Source organism: Bacillus sp. L381 (genome assembly GCF_030284525.1).
Classification (GTDB): domain Bacteria; phylum Bacillota; class Bacilli; order Bacillales; family Bacillaceae; genus Bacillus; species Bacillus amyloliquefaciens.
Map to the genome: position 1 here is coordinate 703,118 of NZ_CP127224.1, position 14,811 is coordinate 717,928.

General features: G+C 44.9%; 21 protein-coding genes. 15 read left to right on the forward strand and 6 right to left on the reverse strand.

Annotated features, from left to right (window positions below):
* Nucleotides 1-143: 143 nt before the first annotated feature.
* Nucleotides 144-443 (reverse strand): contact-dependent growth inhibition system immunity protein, encoded by a 300-nt coding sequence (locus tag QRX25_RS03420; RefSeq protein WP_212100555.1) that lies wholly within the window; start codon nt 441-443, stop codon nt 144-146.
* A 5-nt stretch (nt 444-448) separates the two neighbouring features.
* Nucleotides 449-2,329: a ribonuclease YeeF family protein gene (locus QRX25_RS03425; protein ID WP_212100558.1), complete on the reverse strand. Its 1,881-nt coding sequence runs from the start codon at nt 2,327-2,329 to the stop codon at nt 449-451.
* 298 nt (nt 2,330-2,627) lie between these two features.
* Between QRX25_RS03425 and QRX25_RS03430 the strand changes: the two genes are divergently transcribed.
* The 9 genes from QRX25_RS03430 to QRX25_RS03470 all read left to right on the forward strand — a co-directional run bounded on the left by QRX25_RS03430 (nt 2,628) and on the right by QRX25_RS03470 (nt 7,801).
* Complete coding sequence (locus QRX25_RS03430; RefSeq protein ID WP_014469866.1) at nt 2,628-3,347, forward strand: YebC/PmpR family DNA-binding transcriptional regulator; 720 nt, start codon at nt 2,628-2,630, stop codon at nt 3,345-3,347.
* Nucleotides 3,348-3,526: 179 nt separating this feature from the next.
* Entirely contained in the window at nt 3,527-3,811 is a 285-nt protein-coding gene (locus QRX25_RS03435) for a hypothetical protein (RefSeq protein ID WP_212100560.1), read from the forward strand.
* A 198-nt stretch (nt 3,812-4,009) separates the two neighbouring features.
* Entirely contained in the window at nt 4,010-4,879 is an 870-nt protein-coding gene (ant(6), locus tag QRX25_RS03440; RefSeq protein WP_212100563.1) for an aminoglycoside 6-adenylyltransferase, read from the forward strand.
* Between the two features lie 109 nt (nt 4,880-4,988).
* Nucleotides 4,989-5,237 (forward strand): spore coat-associated protein CotJA, encoded by a 249-nt coding sequence (cotJA, locus tag QRX25_RS03445; RefSeq protein WP_003155704.1) that lies wholly within the window; start codon nt 4,989-4,991, stop codon nt 5,235-5,237.
* Nucleotides 5,221-5,484: a spore coat protein CotJB gene (gene cotJB, locus QRX25_RS03450; RefSeq protein ID WP_013351313.1), complete on the forward strand. Its 264-nt coding sequence runs from the start codon at nt 5,221-5,223 to the stop codon at nt 5,482-5,484. Before cotJA ends, cotJB begins: the two co-directional genes overlap by 17 nt.
* A gap of 14 nt (nt 5,485-5,498) precedes the next feature.
* Nucleotides 5,499-6,068, forward strand: a complete 570-nt coding sequence (gene cotJC / locus QRX25_RS03455) for a spore coat protein CotJC (protein ID WP_065980896.1) — start codon at nt 5,499-5,501, stop codon at nt 6,066-6,068.
* Nucleotides 6,069-6,156: 88 nt separating this feature from the next.
* On the forward strand, nt 6,157-6,690 hold the full coding sequence (locus QRX25_RS03460; RefSeq protein ID WP_065980897.1) for a GNAT family N-acetyltransferase: 534 nt from the start codon (nt 6,157-6,159) through the stop codon (nt 6,688-6,690).
* A gap of 30 nt (nt 6,691-6,720) precedes the next feature.
* Nucleotides 6,721-6,999 (forward strand): YesK-like family protein, encoded by a 279-nt coding sequence (locus tag QRX25_RS03465; RefSeq protein ID WP_013351316.1) that lies wholly within the window; start codon nt 6,721-6,723, stop codon nt 6,997-6,999.
* 112 nt (nt 7,000-7,111) lie between these two features.
* Entirely contained in the window at nt 7,112-7,801 is a 690-nt protein-coding gene (locus QRX25_RS03470) for a DUF421 domain-containing protein (protein WP_065980898.1), read from the forward strand.
* 32 nt (nt 7,802-7,833) lie between these two features.
* Here the strand turns inward: QRX25_RS03470 and QRX25_RS03475 are convergent, their stop codons facing one another.
* Both QRX25_RS03475 and QRX25_RS03480 read right to left on the reverse strand, forming a co-directional pair.
* Nucleotides 7,834-8,160, reverse strand: coding sequence for an antibiotic biosynthesis monooxygenase family protein (locus QRX25_RS03475; protein WP_212100566.1), 327 nt, complete (start codon nt 8,158-8,160; stop codon nt 7,834-7,836).
* A gap of 84 nt (nt 8,161-8,244) precedes the next feature.
* Nucleotides 8,245-8,607 (reverse strand): VOC family protein, encoded by a 363-nt coding sequence (locus QRX25_RS03480; RefSeq protein WP_212100569.1) that lies wholly within the window; start codon nt 8,605-8,607, stop codon nt 8,245-8,247.
* A gap of 161 nt (nt 8,608-8,768) precedes the next feature.
* Between QRX25_RS03480 and QRX25_RS03485 the strand changes: the two genes are divergently transcribed.
* The 5 genes from QRX25_RS03485 (at nt 8,769) to yqgA (ending at nt 11,696) form a co-directional block, all read left to right on the forward strand.
* Nucleotides 8,769-9,635: an STAS domain-containing protein gene (locus tag QRX25_RS03485; protein ID WP_212100572.1), complete on the forward strand. Its 867-nt coding sequence runs from the start codon at nt 8,769-8,771 to the stop codon at nt 9,633-9,635.
* A gap of 289 nt (nt 9,636-9,924) precedes the next feature.
* Nucleotides 9,925-10,101: a YezD family protein gene (locus QRX25_RS03490; protein ID WP_065523198.1), complete on the forward strand. Its 177-nt coding sequence runs from the start codon at nt 9,925-9,927 to the stop codon at nt 10,099-10,101.
* 29 nt (nt 10,102-10,130) lie between these two features.
* The gene (gene ribR / locus QRX25_RS03495) at nt 10,131-10,433 is read left to right on the forward strand and encodes an FMN riboswitch-binding regulator RibR (protein WP_045507889.1); all 303 of its coding nucleotides are present in this window, start codon (nt 10,131-10,133) and stop codon (nt 10,431-10,433) included.
* Between the two features lie 91 nt (nt 10,434-10,524).
* Complete coding sequence (locus QRX25_RS03500) at nt 10,525-11,169, forward strand: Bax inhibitor-1/YccA family protein (RefSeq protein ID WP_013351323.1); 645 nt, start codon at nt 10,525-10,527, stop codon at nt 11,167-11,169.
* 173 nt (nt 11,170-11,342) lie between these two features.
* The gene (gene yqgA, locus QRX25_RS03505) at nt 11,343-11,696 is read left to right on the forward strand and encodes a cell wall-binding protein YqgA (RefSeq protein ID WP_212100575.1); all 354 of its coding nucleotides are present in this window, start codon (nt 11,343-11,345) and stop codon (nt 11,694-11,696) included.
* 97 nt (nt 11,697-11,793) lie between these two features.
* On the opposite strand, the gene QRX25_RS03510 is transcribed toward yqgA, so the two are convergent.
* On the reverse strand, nt 11,794-12,306 hold the full coding sequence (locus QRX25_RS03510; protein WP_212100578.1) for a MarR family winged helix-turn-helix transcriptional regulator: 513 nt from the start codon (nt 12,304-12,306) through the stop codon (nt 11,794-11,796).
* A 150-nt stretch (nt 12,307-12,456) separates the two neighbouring features.
* Between QRX25_RS03510 and QRX25_RS03515 the strand changes: the two genes are divergently transcribed.
* Nucleotides 12,457-13,578 (forward strand): FAD-dependent oxidoreductase, encoded by a 1,122-nt coding sequence (locus QRX25_RS03515; RefSeq protein WP_212101641.1) that lies wholly within the window; start codon nt 12,457-12,459, stop codon nt 13,576-13,578.
* Between the two features lie 35 nt (nt 13,579-13,613).
* Here QRX25_RS03515 and QRX25_RS03520 read toward each other — a convergent pair whose 3' ends face one another.
* Nucleotides 13,614-14,684 (reverse strand): DUF3900 domain-containing protein, encoded by a 1,071-nt coding sequence (locus QRX25_RS03520; RefSeq protein ID WP_115998077.1) that lies wholly within the window; start codon nt 14,682-14,684, stop codon nt 13,614-13,616.
* Between the last annotated feature and the right edge of the window lie 127 nt (nt 14,685-14,811).

Genomic DNA, 14,811 nt, shown 5'->3' on the forward strand with positions numbered 1-14,811 from the left:
ATATCCTTTCTTTTGGGGTTATTCTTTCAGTCTTAGAGGAAAAGATTGAGAACTTATCAGGGATTATGCAAACATTTCATAAAACTAAAAACAACAGCTTTAGGCTTTGTGAGATACCGAAAAATCATAAAAACTCGAGGGGGTTACAAAGTCTCAATATTCTTTTCGATTTTTTGAATGACTTGTCCCAGCCATAGTATTGGGGATAGTCCGTAACTATTGATATCTACACCATCTGCAGACTCGTCTATAAAATTATTTTTTTCTTCATCTGAATAATCGCTATTTATAAACGCTTTGAGTGCTTCTACATCGTTTTCTTGTTCCTTTTTAGGTATTTCTTCTAAGTATTCTTCAAGTGCTGACTCAGGAGTGTCTATATCTTGATGGAAAATGCCTCCTAAAAATTGAAATACAGGTTCAGAAATATTTGTTTCAATCATTTATCTCACCTCGTAGGATAGCCTGTTAATATAAAGCTACCATCATTATTCTTTTTCAATATAATTTTAGCATTAGTTAAGTCAGAAATTTCGACTGTGCCTTTGGTAATTCCTCTTCCTAACACTTCTGATCCTTTATAGGAGAGTACCAAAGGTTTTTTTACATCACTATTTAACCATTTTTCTATTTTATCTTTATTATCTGATAAAGTAATATTAGCAACCTTTTCTGCAGTTGCTCTATCCTTAAAAGAGGATGATCCGGATATTTTCTTGTTACTCATTTTGCTTTTTTCAAGCCTTTTCATGAGTTCTTGGTCGCTCTTCCCAACATGTCTTTCTATAAGGTGTCCGCCTTTTGCTTCATGAGCAGCTAGACCCCCGCCAGGTGCGAGAGGGCTGCTGTCTCCTTGTTTAACACTATGTATACCGCTATTGCCAGAAGTCACAGACTTACTGAGCACACTCTCTTTTTGACCTTCAATAATATTTTTCAACAAAGGCGTATTCTTCACATTGTGAGTATTTTCAATATCCTGTGCTATTCCGGCAAGTGCGGGTTCATACTTATTTTTCAAAAAGGAATTGGTGTAGTTTTGTCCTTTTTCAATCCCGGTTTTTACATGTTTTGCAGCTGCTTTTTCTCCGGCTTCCAAGACGTTATCCACTTTGGCGGCACCTGTTTTCGCGAGCTTGCTTGTTACTTTTACAGCTGAGCCAGAACCTTTTAGTCCGACAATGCTCCCGATAGCGTAGGTGATGTAATGGGATCTTGAATACGCATCCCCGTTAACCATTTTATCATTCCATGAATCCGCTAGGTTTGTCCATATGATTTTTGCGTAGGAGGGCGTGTTCAATACAGCTGATATGGTTTTAGCGACTTTTTGTTCATCAGAGAGATGGTAAAAATCCCACGCGCCGACAGCCAGATCTTTGACGCCTGTTATTGTATCTTTCCCGACATCATAAAGGCCGACGCCTATTCCTTTGACGATATCCCAAGCCGTTTCGCCGACTTCTTCGAGCTGTTTAGCTTGTTCAAGCTGTATAACATATTGTACCTGAGAAGGTTCAAGGTTTTCATAGCCGATCTTCTTCGCAATCTCCAAGTATTCATCCGGATCGGTGACACCATCAGCCAGCTTTTTCTTCAGATCCTTGATTTCCCGCTCTTTCGCTTCTTCCTTTTTAATCGTCAAATAAGCATCCGAATGTCTTGCGATATCGTCTTTTTTCTTATGGATGTCGCTTTCTCGGTACGCCTTGGCGTTGTAGTGAAGCGGCGTGGCGCTTTTTCCTTTGCCTGTTGCGTTTTGAAGCTGCTGAAAGTCAGCTTGGATGAACTGTTCGTTCGCTTCGGTTTCTGTGTATTCTTTCGTTAGATCGTGATCGAGCTTGCCGAGTTTATGTATGGTTTCGCTTCTTTTTTTGTCAGCTGAAGAAAGCTTATGATCTGTGCTTTCGGTTGAAAACAATTCGAGCGAGATGATGTCTTCGATTTCTCCGAGGATGGAGCGCATGTCCTTTTTCTGCTCTTCCATAATCGCCTTTGATTTACTGAGGGCGTGGGTGAGCTCGTGCTCCAGAAATGATTCTTCTACATGAGATTCGGAAAGACCTGCGTCTTCAACTTTGCCGGGAAGGCTTGTAAGAAATGCGATTTTCATATCGATCAGGTCAATCCAGCTGTCTGCGACACCGGAGTGGTCCTGGAAAAAGGCTTTGATGTTAGCTGCGCCCCGGCCTGAGAAATCGCCGTCACCGAGATCAGCCATGCCTTGAAATGCTTTTTTCAGATTAACCATCTGGCCGCGCAGTTCTTTATATTCACTCGCACGCTGCTTGGCGGCGGCAAGGAGGGTGTTTGCTTCGAAAACTTTCATGATCATATCCTTTCTTTTGTTCGTTATCAAAATTTTACCACGTGAGTCGGGATATACAGTGTAGGAAATAGGTAATGAGAATAAAATGAATCTTTTGGCTTGCGACTTACTTCCTGTATGGAAGGAGGGTTTTTATGTTTTGGACAGTAACCCTCAGATTCGGCTTAGTGCACCGCGGTTATTTTAAGAGTGCCTGCTTTTTCTAAAGTCTTACACTCGAAACAACCCAACCGCTGAGGTATAATAGAAACAGAGTATTTATCATACAGATTCAATTCGTGAAAGAGAGTGGAACAAAATGGGCCGTAAGTGGAACAATATTAAAGAAAAGAAAGCATCAAAGGACGCAAATACGAGCCGGATTTATGCGAAGTTCGGCCGTGAGATTTATGTGGCGGCAAAACAGGGCGAGCCTGATCCGGAATCGAACCAGGCGTTAAAAGTGGTGCTTGAGCGCGCGAAGACGTACAGTGTGCCGAAAAATATTATTGAGCGTGCGATTGAAAAGGCGAAAGGCGGCGCGGAGGAGAACTTTGACGAGCTGCGTTACGAAGGTTTCGGGCCGAACGGTTCAATGATCATCGTTGATGCGTTAACGAATAACGTAAACCGCACGGCGCCTGAAGTGCGCGCCGCATTCGGGAAAAACGGCGGAAATATGGGTGTGAGCGGGTCTGTCGCTTACATGTTTGATGCGACCGCCGTTATCGGTGTTGAAGGCAAGACGGCTGATGAAGCGCTGGAATTGCTGATGGAAGCTGATGTGGACGTTCGCGATATTTTGGAAGAGGATGACAGTGTTATCGTGTATGCCGAGCCTGATCAATTCCATGCCGTGCAGGAGGCATTCAAAAATGCCGGCGTTGAAGAGTTCACAGTTGCGGAGCTGACGATGCTTGCGCAAAATGAAATCGAGCTTCCGGAAGATGCGAAAGCTCAATTTGAAAAGCTGATTGATGTGCTGGAAGACCTGGAAGACGTACAGCAGGTTTATCACAATGTAGATTTAGGCGAATAAAGACGAAAAGGCCGGGACGGCATTTGTTCCGGCTTTTTATTTTGCCTATGCGGCCGCCCTGTGTCGCATTCCTCCGTAAAGCGTTTATTGATTATTTCGTTAAAAATGGGCGGATGCCCATACGTTTCGTTCCGGATGTCATAAACTGGACTGTAACCTATGTGAAGGAGCGATAAATCATGAATGAAAGAAGACCGATTTACGGCGGAGGCTTTGGCGGCGGCTACGGCGGCTTCGGAGGCGGCTACCCGGGCTACGGTTTTGGCGGCTACGGAGGCTTCGGAGGTTATCCGGGGTACGGTTTCGGCGGCGGCTACGGAGGCTACCCGGGCTACGGTTTTGGCGGCTACGGAGGCTTTGGAGGGTATCCGCACTACGGTTTCGGCGGCGGCTACCCGGGCTACGGTTTCGGAGGCTATGGCGGAGGCTACCCATTCCATCATCGGGACAGTCAATATATCTGACCATAAGAGAAGGGCACTCTTGAGCAGCAGGAGTGCCCTTCTCATGTTCTTGCAGCTGTGTTACGATTGAGCAAAATCACGAGTATATAGGGCTCTTCTGTAAATTATAAGCAAGCTCACAAACCTTTTCTTTCTATGAATTTTAACCGCCGTTTACAGCATCCCTAAAAAGCTCTCTTTATGTGGGAGGTTTTACATGTGAGAAGTGAAAACGAGATGATGAAATTGATTCTTGATATTGCGATGAAGGACGAGCGAATCCGGCTTGTGACCTTGGAAGGATCAAGAACCAATAAAAATGTTCCGAGGGACAGATTTCAAGACTATGATATTTCTTATTTTGTGACTGATATGGACTCTTTCACATCTGACGAAAGCTGGCTGGGTCATTTTGGCGAAAGAATGATGATGCAAAAACCTGAAGATATGGAACTTTTCCCTCCAGAGCTCGGCGGCTGGTTTTCCTACTTAATGCTTTTTAAAGATCATCATAAAATAGACTTAACCTTGATCCCTGTAAATCAAACAGAGCATTATTTTACACAGAGTGATGGTTTGGCGGAAATATTATTGGACAAGGATGGTCGGATCAAGCGCAAGATTATTGCAAGTGATGAACAATATCATATAAAGAAACCGACTCCCAGAGAGTTTGATGATTGCTGCAATGAATTTTGGATGGTTTCAACCTATGTTATTAAAGGATTAATGCGTAAAGAAATACTGTTTGCGCTGGATCATATGAATGACATTCTAAGGCCTAATGTTTTGCGTATGATTGCGTGGAATATCGGGATAGAGAATCAGTTTTCATTAAGTGTAGGGAAGAATTATAAGTATATTCAAAATTACATGAATGCGAAAGATTGGGAAATCCTGCTGAATACTTATGTCGGCAATACTTATGAAAGCGTGTGGAAGGCATTGTTTGACTGCCAGGATCTCTTTAGATCATATTCAAAGTCAGTCGCTGTTTTATTGAGATATGAATATCCTGAATATGATCAACAAATTACGGAATATACGTTGACACATTATCAGCGTTTTCAATCAGAGTTGTCATTGTGATTTTTTTCTTCAGTCCGTTCTTAACGGGCTTTTTTATTGCAGGCGGAGCATAAAAGCTGATACGGATTCATACCTATTAAGGTCATGTGTTTAGGAAAGGAGGATCGTAATGAAAGAAAATCAGCCGTTTACACCGGTCAAATCTTATAAGCCCTTCCACAGCCGCTTTGATCCCTGCCCGCCGATCGGGAGAAAATACTACAGAACGCCGCCGCATCTTTATATGCGGTTTCAGCCGTATCACTTGGAGCAGTTTTCTCCGATGGAGGCATTGAGAAAAGGGACCCTTTGGAAGGATCTTTACGATTTCTATGATAATCCTTATCGGGGGGGAATCGAATATGGCGAAAAAGATTGATGATGAATACTATCGGCTGCTGGAGCAAATCCAGGCGGCGGACTTTGTGCTGGTGGAGCTGACGCTTTATCTGGATACGCATCCACATGACCGCCTCGCGCTTCAGCAGTTTCATGAATATTCCCGGTACTCCAGGCAGCTGAGAAAGCGGTTTGAGCCTGAGTACGGACCGCTTCTGCAATTCGGCGTGAGTCAGGTCGGCGCACAGTGGGATTGGAGCCGCGGTCCTTGGCCATGGCAAGTATAAGGAGGGATCTGTAAATGTGGATATATGAAAAAAAGCTGCAATATCCGGTTAAAGTGAGCACATGCAACCCGATGCTGGCTAAGTTTTTGATTGAACAATACGGCGGGGCTGACGGCGAATTAGCCGCAGCGCTCCGGTATTTAAACCAGCGCTACACGATTCCTGATAAAGTGATCGGCCTATTGACGGATATCGGCACGGAGGAGTTTGCGCATTTAGAAATGATTGCGACGATGATTTATAAGCTGACAAAAGATGCGACCCCGCAGCAGCTGCGTGATGCAGGGCTCAGCGATCATTACGTCAACCATGACAGCGCGCTGTTTTATCACAATGCGGCCGGAGTTCCGTTCACAGCGTCTTACATACAGGCGAAGGGAGATCCGATCGCTGATTTATATGAAGATATTGCGGCTGAAGAAAAGGCGAGAGCGACGTATCAATGGATTATTGATATTTCCGATGACCCTGATCTGAATGATTCACTCCGTTTTCTGCGTGAGCGTGAAATCGTTCACTCCATGCGCTTCAGGGAAGCGGTTGAGATTTTAAAAGAAGAACGTGATAAGAAGAAGATTTTTTAAACGGCCCTCAAACATGACGGCTGTTTTTTTCCGTCCTGCGCTTGGTCTATAATAAAGGTGTCGAATATTCTGATTACAGGAGGCTTTTATGACACCATTTACGATCACAGAGAAGACGGCGGGGGCATTCCGGGTCATCCCCGCCCGGAAGGATGATGCAAAAGAGGTCATGGATCTGCTCGTGTCAGCGGCAGAATGGCTTCGGGATAAAGGGTCAAGCCAGTGGAGCGGCCTTTTACAAGGGGAAGATACCCACAATATGCGGGAGGCGATCGCCCAAGGCCATGTTTTTTTATTCAGGCAGAAAGCAGAGCTGGCCGGCGTCGTCATGATGCTTCCCGAAGCAAGCGAGTGGGACAGACGTCTTTGGGGCGATGAGGGCCACGGAGAGTCCGTGTATCTGCACCGGCTGGCGATTGACAGGCGGTTTGCAGGCGCCGGGCTCGGACGGACGATCATGACATGGGCGGAGACGGGGGTGTCTTGTCCGGGAAAAACGAAAATCCGGCTCGATTGCGTGTCCGAAAACAAGGCGCTTCAGTCGTTTTACAGCGGGATGGGATATGAATCAAAGGGATTGGCGTCAGGTTATCATTTGTTTGAAAAAGAGATGAGCAAATAAAAAGCTCCTCACGACGGAGGTGCAAAAGACATGTGGTATTTTTATCTGATTTGTCTGGCCGCGTTCTGTCTTAATTTTGGGATATCTGCTTTACTCCGTAAGAAATGGCCGAAAAAGATGTGGCCCGAATGTCTTTTGGCGGTGCTCGGCCTTGCTGCATTTGGTACGGTTGTTTACAGTATGGTCGGTGTCGGCGGCTGGGAAGGGATGGGCCTGGGTCTTGCCGCGATGTTTGCCGGTTTCGGAGCGGCCGCCGGTTATGCCGCTGAGGCGTGTGTTAGGGTCGTGAGATCGAATCAAAAACATTAAACAGAAATAGAGAAACGCAGCCTCGGCTGCGTTTTTTTGTGTTTGTCAGCCGCTGTATAGAAAACAGGCGAATGTCCATAATGGTAATGACTTTTAAGAAGAAGGTGCAGATATGGGACATTTATTTACAGTGGCTTGGGAATTAGTATGCGGTTTGGGTATTTTATTTGTGATTCTAAAATTGCTAGGAAAAACTCAATTCTCGCAGATTACACCGTTTGATTTTATTTCCGCGCTCATCCTCGGAGAATTGGTCGGAAATGCGGTGTATGATAAAGGCGTCAGGATCGTCGAAATCATTTTTGCTTCTCTGTTATGGGGTATTTTAATTTATTTCATCGAACTGATTACGCAGAAAGTCAAAAGCTCCAGAAAGCTGTTGGAAGGCGAGCCGAATATTGTTATCCATAAAGGAAAACTGAAATATGATGTGCTGAAAAAGAATAAACTGGATATTAATCAGCTGCAAAGCCTTCTCAGACAGGCGAATTGCTTTTCCATACAGGAAGCGGAATACGCGATTTTAGAAACAAACGGGATGGTCAGCGTCCTGCCGAAATTTCCGTATGACACGACGAAAAACGGCGACATGCAAATCAAGCCGAAGCAGGTCTCTTTACCGGTCACACTGATCATTGACGGTGAAGTGCTGTATGAAAATCTGAAAGAAGCAGGGGTAGAGGAAGAACAGCTGATTCAGGACTTGAAAAAGCAGAACATCAAAAGAACAGAGGATGTATTTTATGCGGAATGGAAGCATGATAAACCGCTGTTCGTCCTTCCATATGAGGAGAAAAAATAAAAAGAGCTTTGCCCTGGGGCAAATGCTCTTTGTTATTTTCCGTGCACGCCTGTCTTAACGGCTTTGACATGATACATACCGACATCCGTACCAAGCATATATTCGGGTTTCGGCTTGCCTTGGTTTGCTTTGTGGGCCGCGATGTGGTCTTCGCTTTTTTCCCATTGCTTCCAATGGTCTTCTGACTCCCAGCGGATTAACACGACGACTTCTTCATCGCCGCGGCGGACTTTTTTCTCCAGAACCGTTACGTCTATCAAACCTTCCTGTTTTTCGATCACGCCTTCTGAGCTGAAGCGTTCGATCACTTTGTCGGCATGTCCTTCTTTTACGGTCATTTTTCTGATTTGCACGAACATCTGGCATCTCTCCAATCATTTTCACGCTTTATCCAATATTTTAAGTGAAAATGATTCTCAAAGTCAATTAGAGTGCCTGACGGATTATGACTTGAGGAGAAAAACATGACCATCCTCATCTTTAAATTGCACGAAGGTGCCCCATTCCATTTGTTTCGGTTCATCTAAAAAGGTGATGCCGTTCTTTATCATCTGTTCGTACGCGGCAAACACATCTTCGCACTCAAATACGATAGAAGCCTTCATATGCTCGGCCCCTTTCATCATCGCTTTCGGATAGATAACCAAATGAGTGCCGGCTCCTTTAGGCGCTACCTCAAGCCAAAAGGCGTTCGGGCCCATCGGATGCTCAGCGACGGTTTCAAACCCCGCTTTTTCCGTCCAGAATGTTTTCGCTTTTTGCTGATCATCAGTGTATACGGCGACTGTCGCGATTTTTTTAATCATCCATACCGACCTCCTGTTTCATTTCTATTTATATTGTATCCCGCAAACGAAAAAAGCAACCAAAAGCTTTAATGTGCCGGGTTTTTTTAATTCCTCTAGTACGAACGGCGATTCCGATTTATAATTTATAAAAGTACATATTCTTGAAAGAGGAGACGGCAGTGAACAAAGACCAATTACTTCATGATTATATCATTACACATTCGGCCGAGCTGACGGAAAAATGGCTCAGGCTGAGACGGAAGCTGAAAGGGCGGTTTTATTCCGAGGTTCAATTAAGTGAAGCAAAGAAACAACTGCTGATTGAGCAGCATACCTTTACGAACACGGCCATCGCAAGCGCTTTACTGGAAGATCCGGCCGTTTTTCAGCAGAACAAAGAAAAATGGGCCGCACAGGTAGCAAAAAGCAGAGTGGAGCAGGACGCTCAGGTTCATGAGGTCGTTGAGGCGATCGGCAATTCGAGAACCGTCTTTTGGGAAGCGGTCACCCGTTTTATGGATGAGCATCAGGACATCGTAACAAGCGAGGATGCCCGCCGCTGGAATCACCTTGTCAACGGCTCATTTGATCAGCTGATGACGGATTTTACCGAACAGTATCAGATATTAATGATTGCGAGGCTGTCATCTCAGCAGGAGCTTATTTCCGAATTGAGCTGTCCGGTTATTTTGATCGCGGATACGATCGGCACCTTGCCGCTCATCGGTGCGATTGATACGGAACGGGCGCGCGTGATTTTGGAGACAGTTCCGGAAAACTGTGTCGCAAAACGGATCACCAACCTTGTGATTGATCTGTCCGGTGTGCCCATTGTCGATACGATGGTGGCGCAGCAATTGTACATGCTGTCGAAAACGTTATTTCTCCTCGGCATCAGAACCGTATTTTCCGGCATTCGGCCTGATGTGGCACAGACTTCAATCCAATTGGGGCTTGATTTTTCAGAGTATCAAACCTACGGCAGCCTGGAGCAAGCGCTCGCCAGCATGGGTGTCACATGTATTATTGAAGAAACAAAAGTGTGAGAAAAAGTGCTCCGGCCAGAGGCGGGGCGCTTTTTTTAATGGTGGGAAATTTAAATGTTCAAAAACTTAATTAGGCAGCCACATCGCTGCCGGTACAATTGCCCGCCAGTCAACTGATTTTCTTTTTTTAAGCAGGAAAAGAGTGGAGAAATCAGTTCCAAAAATTGTGTAATTGTTATTGATTTCTGAAATAAAACATAATAGTATAAGTATATATTTCTTATCAGAATAGTATGAATTGAAAAGTCATTGTCAAAAGACGAACGGCCAGACATAAAGGGGGAGCATGATGACGTCCAAAGGAAACGTAGATCCGCATGTGATTGAAAAGATTATCAGTGCACTGGAAACCATCGATTTCGGGACTGTTCAGATTACGGTTCATAATTCCCAAGTAACACAAATTGATAAGGTGGAGAAATACCGCTTTTCCCTGAAGAGCAAAGAAGCTAAACAGCAATCTTAAAAAACAGCCGATGACAGGAGGCGGTACATATGAAGCATTCAACTGTTCCTTTCCGGGAGAGCCGGTATCTGCACTTGCCTGAAGTGCGCTTTCTGCATTGGTGCACGAAGCAATACGGCATTAACAAAGGAGTGCTGAACACAATTGACGGCTGGTTTTATGATGCGGGCATCATTCCCATTCCCGTCAGGCGTCTTTATGTGCTGGCGTTTCTCGATTTTGCGAAAACGCCGGGACAGAAGGGGAATATCCGATTCGGGCACGGGGGATTGACGAAAAAACTGCATGATTTCATGAATATGCAGGAGTGCGCAGCAAAACGCCAGGCTTGAATATCCTTAAAATCTTCTTAAAATCATACAAATTTCTCCCATTTTATTTATAATAGACCTATCACGATCATTTTTTGGGAGGACTTTTGACATGCAAACTGCTGCTTATGAGAGCAAACAATCTATTATGCAGCGCATTATAACGGTATTTGTGTTTACGCTGTTAGTTGCGACAATCGGCCTGTATACCGGCCAGTTCATTCCGCCGGCATTGATGCTTCCGCTGTCGGTCTTAGAGGTTATCATGATCTTCGCTGCGTTTTGGCTGCGCCGAAAAAAAGCCGTCGGATATGCGTTTGTCTTTACATTCGCTTTCATTTCAGGAATGACGCTGTTTCCGATTATCAGCCATTACGCGTCCGCAGCGGGCGCCTATGTCGTATTGGAAGCATTCGGCTCTTCATTTGTGATTTTTGCGGTGCTCGGCACGATCGGCGCTAAGACGAAAAAGGACTTGTCGTTTTTATGGTCCTTCTTGCTTGTCGCTGTTATCGCGCTTCTCGCGGTGGGGATCTTTAATATTTTCAGCCCGCTGAATTCCGCGGCCATGATGGCGTATTCCGTCATCGGCACGATTGTGTTTTCAATGTACATCTTATACGATCTGAACCAGATCAAACACAGGGACATCACGGCGGATTTGATTCCTTTGATGGCATTGACGCTTTATATCGACTTTATCAACTTGTTTATTAACCTGCTCCGGTTTTTCGGAATTTTAAACAGTGATGATTAATCGCGCGGAAAAGGCGCCCTCTAAAAGGGGCGCCTTTTGTTAATTCTAAGAGTTTTGAATTTTAATCCTACAAGCTTATGAGGTTCCCTTTGTCATACGTTTGCCAGCTAGAAGTGAACGGAGGGTTTGTTATTAACAAACCTGTTTTAAAAATTTGAAAGGGGAAGGATATTATGCCTTGTAGTACAGATTACGCAACATATGTATTGAGAGTTTGTACCGATGCGGATTCTTATTCTGAAAAAGCTACTTCCATTGATTGTGTAGCATCATATGGGGGCGGTACAATCGCAACATTTGATTATTCCATGATAATTGATGTTTGGAACGGTTCAAAATGGGTGGCTAATGAAACAAAGAAAGGTTCTTTCAGTCATTCAACACCTAAAAAAATATTTAAACTCTCAAATCAAAAATCGTTAAAAAAAGGATCAAATAGCGTGAGAGTGAGATTGAAGACTAAGAATCGATATACAAATGTAACTTCCAGTATTAAAACACCTGCATTTATAGTGAAGAGAAAGTAATCTTTTAATCATTTCTTCTGAAACAGCCTGGACAAATCAGATGTGCAGGCTGTTTTTGTATACCCTTCATCATTTTCCTCTGTTTTACGATACTTCTTTATGTTCTGTCTCCGGAAAACAGCAGAAGCTTATCAAATAGAACTTCAAGCATTTTTGTCAATTCCGCTTTTTCTTCTGCGGTGAAGCTTTCCATGGCATCTGAAATTTTGGAGAAATGGCCGGGAAGAAACATCATCAGCTTTTCTTTTCCTTCCTTTGTGAGCTCGATGGTGATTTTTCGTCTGTCACCGGTATGCCGCGTGCGGTTCACAAAGCCGTCCCGGGCGAGTCCGTCGATCAATCCGGTGATGGTCGCTTTGGTGACATTGGATTCTTTCGCCAGCTCCGTAGGACTCAGGCTGTGGCCGGGCGCGTCAAATAGAAACATCAAAATTTTGAATTTCCCTTCGGACAATCCGTGACTTGAGAAATAATGCTCCATGACCTGATTCGTTTTTTTCGACATATCTAATAACGTCAAAAATGTTTTCAATGATTCAGCATCCATATCGGCGTAAATCTCAGCGTGTCCGGCAATCTGCGAGTAATCCGGCAAATGTCTCAACTCCATTTTTGTAAGCCTCCGTACCATTTTAGTGATTCAAAGTATAAGCTTGCCGGATTCAAAAGGCAACCTATAAAGATTGACAGTTTTTCAGCCAATATAGTAAGGTGGCTAATAGTTAATGAATAATAAATAAATAGAGAAGGCGGTATCGTGATGAACCATGAAGTGAAAAAGATCATCATAGCGGGCGGTGGGATCGGCGGCCTGTGTGCAGCGATTTCTCTCGGGAGAGCGGGGTTTGAAGTGACCCTTTGCGAGGCGGCTTCTGAAATGCGTAAAAGCGGAGCGGGAATTCTCCAGCCTCAAAATGCGCTCGGGGTGCTGCGTGAAATCGGTGTGTATGAAGAATGCTGCCAAAATGGTTTTCAAACGGAATGGCTGAAGCAGCATGATGAAAACGGGTCGTTATTGTTTAAAGTGAGTGAGGCGTTTTTAGATGATTCATTGCCGGGGAGGAATAATATATTGCGGCAAACGTTAAACGATATCCTCAGAAAGCATGCTGAAGCGGCGGGGGCCACGATTTTACTGGGAAAAAAAGTCGTGTCTTACGAAGAAACGGCTGATGAAATAACGGTGCATTTTGCAGACGGAACCGTGATGACAGCTGACATTCTCGCCGGTTTTGACGGCATCCGCTCTGTTGTCCGTGATCAAATGCTGCAAAGAGAAGTGAAAACGGAGTACCTCGGCATGGGAGCGCACAGATTTTTCATCTCTTTTCCCGAGCCGCTTTTTCATGATTCGACACTGATGTATAAAAAGGGGCAGACGCAGGTCGGTGTCGTGCCGCTGTCCGAAAAAACAGGATACGTATTTATCATCCGGCCGTATGACGCTGACTGTACGGATGACGAGGATACACGTTTTGAACGGGTGAAAGACCTGCTGCACGGATTTCCGGGAGTGAAGTTTGTGACAGATCATATGTCGAAGGAATATCCTGTTTTGTTTCATAAAATTGAGCAGATGGCGGTCAAAGAACCGTGGCACAGAGGCCGCGTCGTTCTGGGCGGGGATGCCGTTCATGCAGGAGCGCCGACATTGGCGCAGGGAGCGGCGATGGCGATTGAAGACGCGATCGTTCTTAGTGAAGAACTGCAAAATGATGAAAACCATGAAACTGCATTTCAAACATACTTCGAAAGACGGGCGGAGCGGGCTTTACAGATACAGAATCTGTCATCTGAAATCGTCCGCCGCGAGATAAAGGGAACGCCCGTCGTCCAAGACATCATCGGTGAATGCCATCGGTTGCTCAAAGAGCCTTATTAAATAAGAAAGTCCAGAACATGGCGTCTGGACTTTTGTCAGTCTTGTTCAGATTTATTCCGGATACGCTCAATCACCTCATGCAGCCCCTCAGGCTTGTGAAACTCCACCGGTGAACTGCCTTTCTCAAACGAAATCGTTTCTGCTTCAATGAGCGCGACATAGCGTCCGTTCACTTTCGCGAGATGGATGGATTCGCCGAAATCAGCCAGCAGTCCTTTAATCTCTGTTTCTCCGACTTTCATTTTCAGCTCGGCTTCAGGCGTATGCTCAATGATCTGCGCGGATGCCTCGATGACTTGATGGGTGTCGAGGCGCTCCTGAATTTCGCGCTTTTCACTCGCTTCCCAAATTTCGATGTCGTGCTCAAACTGCTGAAGCTCTTCGCTGTTTTCTTCAAAGGTTTCATACACGTGTTCCTGCACCATGTTCATGACTTGGTTTTTCATGATTTCCGGCATCGATTCGCCGTATTCGACAAATTTGAGAAAATCCTCGAAATAACGGGCGTGCGAGGCCTGATGGATTTTCAGCTCGTGCTCTTCGGTCATGCCTTCTTCCGGCATATACGGATATTGAATGCTTTTCATATTTTTTGTCGTGATGGCCATTTCGACTTTTTTAATGAGAGACGCGGCGTCTGAGATGCGGGCGACCTTCGGCTCGAAATCGCATTTCATCATAAAAACGAATTTGTCCTCAAAATACTTGCGGGGCACGGCCGACGCCACGATGAAAACACCGCCGCGAACGGCGCTTGTATCGAGGTAAGTGCGGACGAACTGTTCACTTGCTTCTATAAATGCTTCCTTCGTATCCGCAAGCCGGGCACGGTTGAAAAGGTTGTAATTCGGATTTGAATCAAGCTCATGACCCGGCTCCGTGATAAAATGGCCGATTTTAGTGGGGACCTGCTCTGATTGCGGATGCCGTTCGGCTTTCCGTTTGACGATTTTCTTCAATTCCCCGTCAAGAAAATCCTTCAGCTCGCTTTCTTCAAATTCTTCCGTATCAAGCGTCTGGAAATGTTTGAACTGTTTGTTTGCCTGATCGTCTTTTCCTTCCACTTGAATGACATAAAACGATAAAAACTTGATTTCAAAATCCATATGTGAACTCACCTTATTTCTGTATTTGACAAGCCTCTCCAGTATAGAAAAAACCGTAATCGATCGTCAATCAGAGGATTGATCCGTCCTGGCGGATAATCGGCCGGTGAAAAGGGCACTGTAGTTG